The organism is Bacillus yunxiaonensis (genome assembly GCF_037104695.1).
In the GTDB taxonomy this organism is placed as follows: Bacteria; Bacillota; Bacilli; order Bacillales; family Bacillaceae_G; genus Bacillus_A; species Bacillus_A yunxiaonensis.
This window is the reverse complement of record NZ_JBAWSV010000004.1, coordinates 504,270-517,016: the sequence shown is the minus strand read 5'-3', so window position 1 is coordinate 517,016 and position 12,747 is coordinate 504,270. Positions and strand designations below refer to the sequence as shown.

The window sequence follows — 12,747 nt, the reverse complement described above, 5'->3', positions numbered from 1 at the left end:
TTTCCTCCTTAACTTAAGAACCAGCTGGTGCTTTCGAATTCCCTATACCACTCGAACCATTCGGTGTAGTCGCCCCAGGTGTTGATGATTGCCCCCCTTTAGTAGTTGTCTCCGTACCGTTTGGAGATGACTGTGTAGATTTATTCAAATCTACTTTATTTCCATTAGAAGAGGTTCCCACTCCTCCTCCTCCTGAAGAGGTACCCTTATCTTTTTGTTCCTTGTCATAGTTTAGAGCTGGATTCCAAGGGCTTTGATTCTTCATGAGAGGAGTAAAATTATTCCCTCCCTGTCTATCTAACATTTTCCCATTCATGAATCCATTACCACGATTCCCCATGTTCGCGAGCATGTAACCTGCTGCAAATGGTAAAATAATACCCCCCCAGCTCATACCATTGTCTGTATATGTTTGATTATTATAATTAGAAGAAGTTTTATTTACAGGTCCTTCTTGCGGAAGGTTCTCAAAGCATTCCTTATCTTGATTTTTAGATTCAGGTGGACATTGCTTGCTATCTTTTACATCTTGATTTTGATTAGTATCTGTAATTGAAACATCTTGTTCTTCATCATCACTAGCACATCCTGCTAACAAAAAAGTCGAAATCCCTAAGCTGGCAGCGATTTTCACAAACTTTTTATGCTCCATCTTCATACAAAACGACTCCTCCTTTATGAAATATACAATTTTTCTATATAATGTAATTATATCGTAAAAATAAAATTTACTCTTTTTTATTTTTAACATTACTATCATATATTTATAGTTATTTGACTCGAAAGTTGTTTCTAATGTCATCCTATAATTGCGCTTTCTTACACTCAATACTTATACGATTATGGATTGCTATATATAACGAATTCCTATAGAAATAAGATCGTTTTTATTTAACTAACCATTTAAAATGGCATCTTCCTTTAAAAAGCCCTATTATCATGTAATGATGATTGTTATCCAATCAAGTATGTACTCAAATACCCTGCAATAGTAACAATGATTAACAATAATACATATGAATAGAGACAGATACCTGTCATCTGTATGAAATGCCCTTGCCGCTGCTGACATCATACTAGAACTCCTCCTACAAAAACAAATACAACTAGAAAAAGAGACATTTCATTCACATGAAAAAAATGAAAAAAGCTAGCCTTCGATATCAAGGATAGCTAGAATAAATTTGTAAAAAATTATAAAATCAATCCTGAATAGAAAACACCATATCTTATAACTTAGATTTCAATTACTAGTTGCTGAAATTCGTCCATATCCAATAGTGGAAAAATCTTTGTTTCTACCATTCCTGGTAATTTTCCTGCTAAATCAATTTTCTTTACTGCTAATGTGTCAGGTGCTTCAAAAGTAATAACCATATCGTATTCACCTACGATGGCATAAGCAGTTAAAATACGTCCACCAAATCGTTCATAATTCTTATGTAAGTTAGAAAAACGTTCACTAATATTTTTTATATTTACATTTCCTTCACGAGTAAACTTTGCAAGAAGTATATATTTTTGCATAAGAACCTCCTCTTATTTAATTAAGAATAAAAACAGATAATACCTTATATTCATTACTCGATAAAATATTAAATTATCATTCTTCTTAGGTGAATTTCTTCTACTTTACATACTTCCCATTAAAGCCACTACATGATGACGCATTTCTTCTTTTTTAATCATTTTAATCAGAAAGGACATATTAACAAACATTCATCTATAAAAAGAGGCATAACTTACTCTTTTTGTAGATGAGATGATCAATCAAATTGACGAATACTCGGAACAGATAAAGCGATCAGAACCACTACAACAGCCGCAATCGCTAAAATGATGATAGTCAAAATGCCACCAATTATATTGGCCAACCATCCAACTATCAAATACCCTAACGGTAATAGCGCAAAGGATCCAAGCATATCGAGACTAACAACTCTACCAAATGCTTCTTCCGGCACAAGCTCTTGCAAACTCGTTTCCCAAATTAAGCCGAAAATCATAATGCCAAACCCCTCAATAGCCATTAATCCAATTAATGCTGGTGCCCATGAGACAAAAGGCATTATTAAAAGCGCCAATCCACTAATTAAAACACCACCATAAGCCAATAAACCACGTTTATGCCACTTCTGTTTCCCTCCAAAAATAAGAGCAGCAACAACAGCACCTCCGCCAGAAAATGCCATTCCGAGGCCGTAAACAAAAGGTTCAAAGTGATGATGAATATTAAATAACCAAGGAATTAAGACGACTACAATACCCGCGTGACAAATATTAATAAACGAAAATGCTAAAATTGTAATCCATAACCACGGATGGCTTTTTAATACTACAATTCCTTCAATGAAATCTTTTTTAAAGTTCACTTTATTATCTGCCTCGTCTTGCGCTTTTTTTGCTGTCAAATCTCTCAAAAATAATAAACATGCAAAAGAGAGCAAATATGTCAATGCATCTAAGCCAAAACCTATACCTGCTGATGCAATAGAAACAATGATCCCCCCAAGTGCTGGACCAATTAAACGTACACCTTGGCTGCTCATTTGCGTTAATGCATTAGCTGCATTCCGAATTTCCGGCACAAATACTCTTGCTCGAACTGCTGAATAGGCTGGTTGAAATAGCCCTTCCATCAGGCCATACAATGCTACCAATACATATAAAATATGAATCGTTAATGTATCAGTAAACATGAGCGTTGCTAGCGTTGTCATTAATATCCCCCGAACAATATCAGTAAGTAACATCAATTTAACACGGTTAAGACGATCTACAATTAATCCAGAAAACGGTAAAATAAGCACGTTCGGAAGCATATACATTGTCATTGTTATCCCCATAACAACTGTTGAGCCTGTTAGCGTATATACAACCACTGGAAGTATGACCATTGTAATTGAACTTCCAAGAACTGAAAAGAGTTGTCCAATCCATAAAAAAGTAAAATGACGTGACTTTGTAATAGGTAATAATAAATTACTTATATAACTTGAACTTCTTTGTTTTTGTATCTCTCCTTGCATACCTTTCCTCCTTTCCTAAAACAGGAAAATAATACATTTTATTATAGCATTTAAATGTAATTATTTTTAAAATTCCTAACTTTTAATCATCTTTTTATTACAATATTTTTTCTTTCTCTCCCATTGATAGCTAGTTTTTCTACTCGTTAGTGCGGGATAAAATGACCTTTCTAATCATCTATGTAACCTATATAATGACTTTACATTATTAAGTTGATAAATAGTTTTAATTTTCCGAATAATTATAACCTACTTGATTTCTTCCAACTTTTTGATTACTATGGAACAAATGTTACCAACAACTTCATACAACCAATTACTCTCGCCGAACGACGTGAGATAGAGGTTGCAACTTTTATGAGTATTCTAAAGGAGACACAGGGATTGTCAGTGAGTTTAGAAGAAAGGAAAAGTTGCCGAAATTTATATGTTTCTCTGAACATATAAATTGGGGCTGTTTTCGAATAGAAACAGAACTGTCATATATACAGCGGTGTATATATGAAGAGCTATCTACAAAAAAGAGAGATCATGTTTCTTTATGATCGTCTTCTTTTTTGGCGGTTTTTTTATTAGCTCCGTTTTCTGTTTCCCTTTTCCTGTAACAGCACCATCCTCACCTATTTGAGATGGTGTTTTTTTATTTACTTTCGGTAACTTACAGGAATGAAAGGGATCTATATTTCCCATCTTATGTTTAACAACATTTTTCCTAATCTATTAACCAATATTAAATTGAAAGTGGGCTCTCATGATGGAATTTATTGTTCAAAAATTTGGTGGTACATCTGTTGGAAGTATCGAACGTATTCAGCATGTTGCGGATTTAGTCATTGAAGAACATGAAAGGGGACATGGAATTGTAGCGGTCGTTTCCGCGATGGGACATAGTACAGATGAATTAGTATCTTTAGCTGCTGGTATTACTGATCAGCCTAGTAAACGAGAAATGGACATGCTACTTACAACAGGTGAACAAATTTCAATTTCTTTATTAACAATGGCTCTGCAAGCGAAAGGTTATGCTGCAATTTCACTAACAGGCTGGCAAGCAGGTATTACAACAGAATCTGTACACGGCAGCGCAAGAATTACTGATATTAATACAAAGCGTATTCAATCTTATTTACAAAAAGGAACCATTGTCGTTGTAGCCGGTTTCCAAGGATTAAGTGCAGAACAAGAAATTACAACACTTGGTCGAGGCGGTTCTGATACAACTGCAGTCGCATTAGCTGCAGCATTAAAAGCAAAAAAATGTGATATTTACACAGATGTAACAGGTGTTTATACAACTGATCCACGAGTTGTAAAAGATGCTTACAAATTAGATGAAATTTCCTATGATGAAATGCTAGAACTTGCCAACCTTGGTGCTGGTGTACTTCATCCAAGAGCGGTAGAGTTTGCGAAAAATCATAATGTTATATTAGAAGTTCGCTCAAGTATGAAACATGAAAACGGAACAATCGTAAGGGGAGAATGTAACATGGAACAACAATCAATCGTAAAAGGCATTGCATTTGAAGACAATATTACGCGCGTAACTATTAAAGGATTACACCAAGGAAAACTTTCTACAATCTTCTCTATATTAGCGAGTGCTCATATTAATGTAGATATTATTATTCAAAGTATTACAAATGAAGGAACTGTACATTTATCCTTCTCTATTCATTCGAATGACTTAAAAGAAACACTAGCGGTACTGGAAGAAAATCGTGAGGCTATGCACTATGAATCTGTAGAATATGAAAATCATTTGGCGAAAGTATCAATTGTTGGATCAGGTATGGTGTCCAATCCAGGTGTAGCTGCTCAAATGTTCTCAACATTACAAGAAGAGAATATTCATATTAAAATGGTAAGTACATCTGAGATTAAAGTCTCTGTAGTTATTGATCGTCTTAACTTAGTAAAAGGTGTGGAAGCACTTCATGAATCATTTATGGCAAAAATTGAGCCTCTCGTATCAGTAAATTAAATGAAACAAGGGATGCACATGCACCCCTTGTTTTCTTTTTAGAATAAGTGAATGTTTTGCTTTTTGCACTCTTCACGCATTTCATCTGGCCATACAGAAGTTTGAACTTCGCCAATATGTGCTTTGCGTAAGAAGTACATGCACATTCTTGATTGTCCAATGCCACCGCCAAGTGTAAGTGGAAGTACGTCCTCTAAAATACCTTTATGGAAATCATATTCACGTTTGAAGTCTTCCCCTTTTATTGTTAATTGTTCATCAAGAGATTTGCTGTCAACACGAATACCCATGGATGATAATTCAAATGAAGACTGGAGTACTGGATTCCAGAATAAGATATCTCCGTTTAATTTCCAATCATCGTAGTCAGATGCACGTCCATCATGTTTTTCACCAGAGCGCAGCGCCCCTCCAATTTCGCTAATAAAGACTGCACCGTATTCTTTCGCAATTGCATGCTCACGATCTTTCGGTGTTAATTCTGGATATTTATCTTCAAGCTCTTGAGATGTGATAAATACGATATCTTCCGGTAAGTACTTACCAAGGAACGGATATTTTTCAAATAAATGCCCCTCTAATTCTTTGAATATTCCATAAATTGTTCTTACTGTTTCTTGTAAGTAATCTACTGTACGCCATTCTTTTTGAATAATTTTTTCCCAGTCCCATTGATCAACGTAAATGGAATGCGTTGCATCAAGTTCTTCATCACGGCGAATTGCGTTCATGTTTGTATATAAACCTTCACCAGCTTCATATCCATATTCATGCAGAGCAAATCTTTTCCATTTCGCTAGTGAATGTACAATTTCTAACTCTTCTCCTGAATGCAGCATATCAAATTCAATTGGACGCTCTACACCGTTTAAATGATCGTTTAATCCTGACTTTTTCGTTACAAATAATGGTGCAGATACGCGGAATAATCCAAGACGTTTTGATAATTGCTCTTCAAAAAATGTTTTAACTTCCTTAATTGCGATTTGTGTTTCTCTTACTGTCATTAATGTTTGGTACATGTTGTTTTCCTCCTAAAATGTTTTGATGTAGTGAGGAAAGAAACCAATAAAAAAAGCCCTTCTTTCCCAAAAAAACTGGGACGAAAGACTTTGGTTCCGCGGTACCACCCAAATTAGCAACAGAGGTTGCTCACTTATTCAGTACGGAGATTAGAGATATCTCGATACTGTTCTTCTTGTAACGGCGAAGTTCCCGGCTAAGTCTACTTTCCTAAAAAGGATTTCGGTTAGCGACTCCAGGAGGTTCTTCATAACAGGCTTCGTATCAGGCTCACACCACCCCTGACTCGCTTGGACTACGTCCTATTACTACTCTTCCTTTCACAGTCGTTTTACTGTCACATCTCTGAAACATTTTATTAATGTTTATTTTATACAAAAAAATAAGAAAGTCAACAAAAAGTTTTAAAATATTTTTCAATTCTTTATTTTACGGTTTTTCAAATAGTATGTGATGAGAAAATATTTGAAAGCAGTTCTATAAATACAATGTGTCACACTTCAATAAATTATACTGTCTTATTAGTACAGATAAAATATAAGGAGAATCTTCATGCGTAGCTTAACTAATAAAGCCCCTGAATGGTTATATGTATTTTTATTTTGCACGACTGGAATCAGCGTTGTTTCTCAAGGATTCATCATGATTCCAATCGAAAGCCAACTTATATCACATTTTCAAATTTCCAAAGATATTGCATATCTCTCAAGCAGCGTGTTTTCCATTTTCTACGCCATCGGTTTCCTAATTTCCACTCCTCTTTCCAAACGATTTGGTAAGAAGAACATATTAGTTTTCGGTCTATTTGCTTTATCTTTCTGTACACTGACGATTGGCTTTTGCAAAATATATAACCTATTTTTGTTCCTTAGAGCTCTTCAAGGAATAGTAGCAGCTACATTTACGCCCCTGGCTTTTGCATATGCATTTGAATTGTTTATTCCAAAACATCAAGGCTATGTCATAGGAATCTTAAGTACAGCGTTCACAATGTCTAGCATCTTAGGGCAAATATTCAGTAATTGGTTTATATCTCAATACACTTTTCCTATTCTTTTTTATCTTTTTGCTTTCATTCATCTTTTTTATGCAACAATTTTATATTTCATTCTGCCTACATCTATCAAAAGTGATCGTCCATTATCTATCGCCTACTGGTTTGATATGTTTAAATTATTCCAAAATCGTTACTTGGCAATTTGTTTAGCAATTACCTTTACTCAATTTCTTTCATTCGTTGCAATTTATAGTTCTTTACATCATGTGTTAATAAAAACGTATCACCTTACGAGTCATGAAATTGTACTATTCCAATGCCTTGGAATAATTGGAATGTCTATTTCTCCTTTCATAAATAACTTTATAACACGTATTGGAGCCCCAAAAATGATTACACTAGGACTTATCATAACTTGCACGGAAATACTCTTGTTCTTGAAAGAGGATAACATGTACTTTCTCTCTATAACTACGATTGTATTTGCAGCAGGAATTTCAATTGTATTACCTTCTATCATTTTTCATATTGGACAAATAAGTGAAGAAAGAAAAGAAGTTGCGATGGCACTTTATACATTTACTTTATTTTTAGGGTCTAGTGTAGGTCCGTATATCGGGACAAAGATAATATTTAAATATGTCGTACTTATTATTTTCTCTATCTTATTCTTATCTATCCTAATGTCACTTTCTTTACGAAAAAAGCAACATTATTTCTACGAAAAGATACAAGTTAATCAAAATGATTAGTTTGCATACAATACATTTTTTATTCAAAATAAGAGTTGCTCTAACAGTCATCTCACAACTTTTAGAGCAACTCTATACTTTTAACGTATAGTAATGTACTTAAGTTTATCAGGATTCACAACATAAAATATTTGCTCAATCTGATTCGTGTTTTGCTTCCAAGCGAAACTGAAAACACCAACTACCTCTTCATCCTTTAATATGAGAACGCCTGGCTGATTATTTACTATGACAGCTTGCGCTTTTTTTCCTTTGAAAAATTTTGTAGCAATTGCAGATAACAAGCTAAGAACACGTTTTTTACTAATAATTTGATTAATAGCTGTAACGACATTCCCTCCTCCATCTGCAATAAGCGTTACATCGCTAGTCAGAATTTCTGAGATTTCTTGAACATTGCCTCGCGATAAGGCCGAAATAAACCTAGTGATATGATCTTGTTGAATTTCATATGGTATATACTCCTCACCGATAGATATACTCATTTTCTTCGTCGCACGGCTAAACACTTTACGGCAATTCATCTCCGTAATATTTAGTAAGTCAGCGATTTCATTATGTTTTAAATCTAATGCTTCTTTTAAGACATAAACAGTTCGCTCTGTGGCAGAAAGTTTTTCCATAAGAATAACAAACGTATAATATAGTTGATCATCTTGAATAATTTTCTCCGAAGGATCCCATTTCATATCCTGTACAATCGGTTCTGGCAACCAAGTACCAACATAAGTTTCTCTTTTTTTACGGCTGGATTGTAGTTCATTTATACAACGATTTACAATCATTCTATTTACATACGACTTTATATTATTAATATCTGTTAAATGTACTTCTTTCATTTGCAGTTTTATAAATGTATCATGAAGAATATCTTCAGCATCACTTATAGATCCGAGCATCTTGTACGCTATAGAAATAAAATAAGATCTGTACAGTTTGTATAATTCATTTACGTCCAAGCTATTTTGTCCCATGGTAGTCCCTCCTCAAAACCCTTTAATCAATAAATCTATCATAATATAAAATAAGAAATACCCTAGAAAAAACTTTCTAGGGTATACCTATGCAAATTTCTCTAAAAAAACTCTTACCAAAATAGCTTTCTTATGACAAGAATTATATTACAAAAATGCTACAAATTATGTTCAAACCCATTAGACCAAGAAGAATGAATGGGCTCCCACCCATATTCCTTTCGAGCTTTTGTATTGGATGCGCCGCGCTCACCACGGTTACTACCAGTTTGAATAGAAGGATGAGGCGCACCGATTGTAGAAACATAAACAGGTAACCAAACATTCCCTGATGCAGGATGATCATCGACGATATTGACTGAACCAGATGGCCACTCTAGTGCCAACAGTGAAGCTCTAGCTGCATCGTCTACATGTAAAAAAGAAACTACCCCATCCGTTGCTGCAATTTCTTGTCGTCGAACTTGATCTGCAAATATTCCATCTTTCGCATACCAAGTTCCCGGACCATAAAGCGTTCCATAACGAAGAATAACAAATTCTGGCATCTGAGACACTTTTTCTTCTAATTTCATAATACCTTCTATCGTCGTTTTTCGAGGATACGGAGCAGTAATGTCTAACATTTCCTCTTCTGTAGCTGGACCCTCTCCAGGTTCGTACGCCCATGATATACTTTGTGCAATCATCTGTTTAACACCCGCTGATTTTGCAGCATCTACAAGATTTTCTGTCCCCTCAATTCGTATTTTTGCATTATCTACCGAACTTCCCCCGCTTAATGATGTAATCTGATGAATTACTACATCTGGCTGACTCTCTTGTAGTGCAGTGAACACAGCATCTCGATCAAAAGCATCTGCTATCACTGGCTTTGCACCCATTTTTATAATAGCTCTTGCCTGCGATTCATCACGAATCATTCCGAACACTTTGTGACCCTCTTGTACTAATAAAGGAATTAAAGAACGACCTATTACACCAGTTGCTCCGGCAAGAAAAATTTTCATCTCTATACCTCCCTAATACGTTTTTTAAAATTTAATAATTCGGTACCTTTAGAATGAAAAAACGACTATAAAATGTACTCTTTTTTTACGTTCATATTTAAGACAAATTGATCATGTAATATGTGACATAACTATAAATATAATCACAAAATTTTTCATATCTCGGACTTTTTTTCTTTTTATGCAACGTAAAACTAAAAGATAACAATTCATATATAATTTTTTTGACAAACAATACTTAAATGTTTGTCACACACAAATGCATATAATAATCCTTATAAAGTTAACTTTATAACTATTCTTTTATTCTTGCAGAATATTTTTTTGAAATGTTACCAAAAATCCATTTTCTAAAAAATATTGTATAATATTAATAAATTCAAAATTAAACACATTACTATCAGCAAAAATTAAAAGAGTCCTAACTGTGAAGGACTCTTTTTTCTACTTTAAAAGATTTCTATTAGCGGGATAAACCTGAGGATTTTGCGCATTACTGTCCATGTTATGATATACTATTATATCCTGCTGTTCATTTTTATGAGCAACTATCGGAAAGGAAAAAGTCATAAACCCAAATTTTATTTTAAAGATTTATTGACTACTGTGGAAACAGATTTGCTATACAATAATAACGGAGTGATTATATTATATGAGTAAAGCTAAAGGTAAAGGTGGAACAGGTAGAGGAACAGGCAGTAAGGGCTGGAACCGATGGAAAGCCAGTGCCAACAAAAAAAAGAGTGCCAAACCTTATACAAGCAAAGGTGTTAAAAAAGCGGGTGGCGCAAAGACAAACAGTAATACAGGTGACAAATCCGAAAGATAGGGACTGCTATTTACGCTTGGTATCTTTCGTGTAAGTGTAAGATAGATGTTGTGTGGGTTTATTTTGCGGAGAAAAGCAAAGATTTAAAACAACAAAACAAGTGGTTACCCATTGTAAAAAGACAACTTTTAAAATTCATTAATACGATAATCTATATTATGAAAAAAGCTATTCTTTTAGTAAGTACTTATACAAAAGAATAGCTTTTTTATGATGTGGATACAATTTTCTATTTACTCGATGACGATATGACAGAACCACTTATAGAAATTTTCAAGTTATATTTAAAACACAATATCGTAATCCTTTATTTTAATCATTTCTATATTTCATATTCATTTCTATTGCTCTACACGAACCATATCATATAATTCCTATAAATTTTTATTAATTTCAAGTTTATTTTATTGAATTTTCAGAAATATACATTTATACTTATGGACAAATAAAAAGGAGGGTGAAAAATGCAAGCAAAACCAAAACTAAAGCTTTCCATTGTTCTAATTCTTATACTTTCCATTATCTTATCAGCATGCAAGCAAAACAAATCAGAAACAGCCAATACTAACACGCAAGAAAAAAGAAAACCCATTTTAAACATTGTAGAATCAGGCGAAATTTCAACTTTAGATTCTTCTATCGCATCTGATGGCTTATCCTTTGGTGCCCTTAATAACGTCATGGAAGGCTTATACATGCCTGGCCTTGAGGGAAAACCGGTACCCGGAGCTGCCGAATCTCATACTATGAGTAAGGATGGATTAACCTATACATTCAAACTGCGTGACACGAAGTGGTCAAACGGCGATCCTGTAACAGCTCATGATTTTGTGTATGCATGGAAACGCGCTGTAAACCCTGAAACAGCTTCAGAGTATGCACAAATTCTATTTGATATTAAAAATGCGAAAAAAATAAATAAAAAAGAACTTCCTTTAGATGAATTAGGTGTAAAAGCACTCGACAACAAAACATTAGAAGTTCAGCTTGAGCATCCTGTTCCATATTTCCTTGGATTAATGGGATTTGCTACGTTTTATCCTTTAAATCAAAAATTCGTAGAATCACAAGGGAAAAATTTTGGATTAGAAGCGAAAAATGCAATCTATAATGGACCATTTGTCCTAAGTGAATGGAAACATGAACAAGGATACAAAATGACGAAAAATCCAAATTACTGGGATAACAAAAACGTAAAACTAGAAGAAATTAATGCTCATATCGTCAAAGATATTTCAACAGCTGTCAATCTATTTGAAGCAAAACAAGTAGACCGAGCAACTATTAACGCTGAATTCGTAGATAAATACAAAGATAGTGATAGCTTAAAAAGATTAGCACGACCAACGACAGTTTTCTTCCGTTTCAATCAAAAAAATCAAGTTCTTGCAAATAAAAATGCGAGAAAAGCGATTAGCTTAGCATTTGATAAAAAAGGCGTTGCTAATACAATTTTAAACAATGGTTCTATTCCAGCCAATGCACTCATTCCACAGGGATTTGTAAAAGGACCTGATAACAAAGATTTTCGCAGTACTAGTAATGTAAAAATAGAGACAAATGTTGCAGAAGCAAAAAAATTATGGGAACTTGCTAAAAAGGAATTAGGTACCCAAACTATAACATTAGAAATTTTAAGCACTGATGATTCAAATGATAAAAAGATTACTGAATTTTTAAAAGGCGAACTCGAAAAGAATTTACCAGGACTAAACATTACATTAACCCAACTTCCCGTTAAAGTATATTTAGAGCGTGAATCTAAAGGCGATTACGAGATTTCCCTTTCTGGATGGGGGGCTGATTATCCAGACCCAATGACATTCTTAGATATGTTTATAACAGGCAGCTCATTTAACCGAATGAACTATTCCAATCCAAAATACGACGAGCTTATCCATAATGCTGGTTCTTCCCTACTAACAGATTTACCTGCTCGCTGGAAGGCTTTCCAAGATGCCGAAAAAATTCTCATAGAAGATGATACAGCCATTGCTCCTATTTATCAGGCTGGACTTGTGTATCTGGAACGACCGTATGTGAAAGATGTTTGCATTAGACCTTTTGCTGGAGTGTATAGTTATAAATGGGCTTATATTAAACAGTAAAGGAAATTATCATTGTAACTAAATATTGAACTACCCCCACC

At 34.2% G+C, this 12,747-nt stretch carries 10 protein-coding genes, 1 riboswitch and 1 other annotated feature; of the genes, 4 read left to right on the top strand and 6 right to left on the bottom strand.

The features are described 5' to 3' along the window. Nucleotides 1–13 precede the first annotated feature (13 nt). The 3 genes from WAX78_RS14755 to WAX78_RS14745 all read right to left on the bottom strand — a co-directional run bounded on the left by WAX78_RS14755 (nucleotide 14) and on the right by WAX78_RS14745 (nucleotide 3,029). Complete coding sequence (locus WAX78_RS14755) at nucleotides 14–658, bottom strand: hypothetical protein (protein WP_336483003.1); 645 nt, start codon at nucleotides 656–658, stop codon at nucleotides 14–16. 578 nt (nucleotides 659–1,236) lie between these two features. Continuing rightward, nucleotides 1,237–1,527, bottom strand: a complete 291-nt coding sequence (locus tag WAX78_RS14750; RefSeq protein ID WP_336483002.1) for a GYD domain-containing protein — start codon at nucleotides 1,525–1,527, stop codon at nucleotides 1,237–1,239. Between the two features lie 239 nt (nucleotides 1,528–1,766). Beyond that, nucleotides 1,767–3,029, bottom strand: a complete 1,263-nt coding sequence (locus WAX78_RS14745) for an MFS transporter (RefSeq protein WP_336483001.1) — start codon at nucleotides 3,027–3,029, stop codon at nucleotides 1,767–1,769. 332 nt (nucleotides 3,030–3,361) lie between these two features. Then, a riboswitch (Lysine riboswitch) is annotated at nucleotides 3,362–3,549 on the top strand. A gap of 234 nt (nucleotides 3,550–3,783) precedes the next feature. On the opposite strand from WAX78_RS14745, the gene WAX78_RS14740 reads away from it, so the two are divergent. Continuing rightward, nucleotides 3,784–5,013: an aspartate kinase gene (locus tag WAX78_RS14740; protein ID WP_336483034.1), complete on the top strand. Its 1,230-nt coding sequence runs from the start codon at nucleotides 3,784–3,786 to the stop codon at nucleotides 5,011–5,013. Between the two features lie 38 nt (nucleotides 5,014–5,051). Here WAX78_RS14740 and asnA read toward each other — a convergent pair whose 3' ends face one another. Continuing rightward, nucleotides 5,052–6,035 (bottom strand): aspartate--ammonia ligase, encoded by a 984-nt coding sequence (gene asnA / locus WAX78_RS14735; RefSeq protein ID WP_336483000.1) that lies wholly within the window; start codon nucleotides 6,033–6,035, stop codon nucleotides 5,052–5,054. A gap of 73 nt (nucleotides 6,036–6,108) precedes the next feature. Beyond that, nucleotides 6,109–6,369, bottom strand: a binding site (T-box leader). Between the two features lie 219 nt (nucleotides 6,370–6,588). Between asnA and WAX78_RS14730 the strand changes: the two genes are divergently transcribed. Further along, nucleotides 6,589–7,785: an MFS transporter gene (locus WAX78_RS14730; RefSeq protein ID WP_336482999.1), complete on the top strand. Its 1,197-nt coding sequence runs from the start codon at nucleotides 6,589–6,591 to the stop codon at nucleotides 7,783–7,785. Between the two features lie 80 nt (nucleotides 7,786–7,865). Here WAX78_RS14730 and WAX78_RS14725 read toward each other — a convergent pair whose 3' ends face one another. Together WAX78_RS14725 and WAX78_RS14720 are read right to left on the bottom strand one after the other, a co-directional pair. Then, the gene (locus tag WAX78_RS14725) at nucleotides 7,866–8,759 is read right to left on the bottom strand and encodes a sigma-70 family RNA polymerase sigma factor (RefSeq protein WP_336482998.1); all 894 of its coding nucleotides are present in this window, start codon (nucleotides 8,757–8,759) and stop codon (nucleotides 7,866–7,868) included. A 158-nt stretch (nucleotides 8,760–8,917) separates the two neighbouring features. Continuing rightward, complete coding sequence (locus tag WAX78_RS14720) at nucleotides 8,918–9,769, bottom strand: NAD-dependent epimerase/dehydratase family protein (protein ID WP_336482997.1); 852 nt, start codon at nucleotides 9,767–9,769, stop codon at nucleotides 8,918–8,920. A gap of 652 nt (nucleotides 9,770–10,421) precedes the next feature. Between WAX78_RS14720 and WAX78_RS14715 the strand changes: the two genes are divergently transcribed. Together WAX78_RS14715 and WAX78_RS14710 are read left to right on the top strand one after the other, a co-directional pair. Further along, the gene (locus WAX78_RS14715) at nucleotides 10,422–10,598 is read left to right on the top strand and encodes a DUF3934 family protein (RefSeq protein WP_020060606.1); all 177 of its coding nucleotides are present in this window, start codon (nucleotides 10,422–10,424) and stop codon (nucleotides 10,596–10,598) included. Between the two features lie 464 nt (nucleotides 10,599–11,062). Continuing rightward, nucleotides 11,063–12,706 (top strand): peptide ABC transporter substrate-binding protein, encoded by a 1,644-nt coding sequence (locus WAX78_RS14710; RefSeq protein WP_336482996.1) that lies wholly within the window; start codon nucleotides 11,063–11,065, stop codon nucleotides 12,704–12,706. The last annotated feature ends 41 nt before the right edge of the window (nucleotides 12,707–12,747 follow it).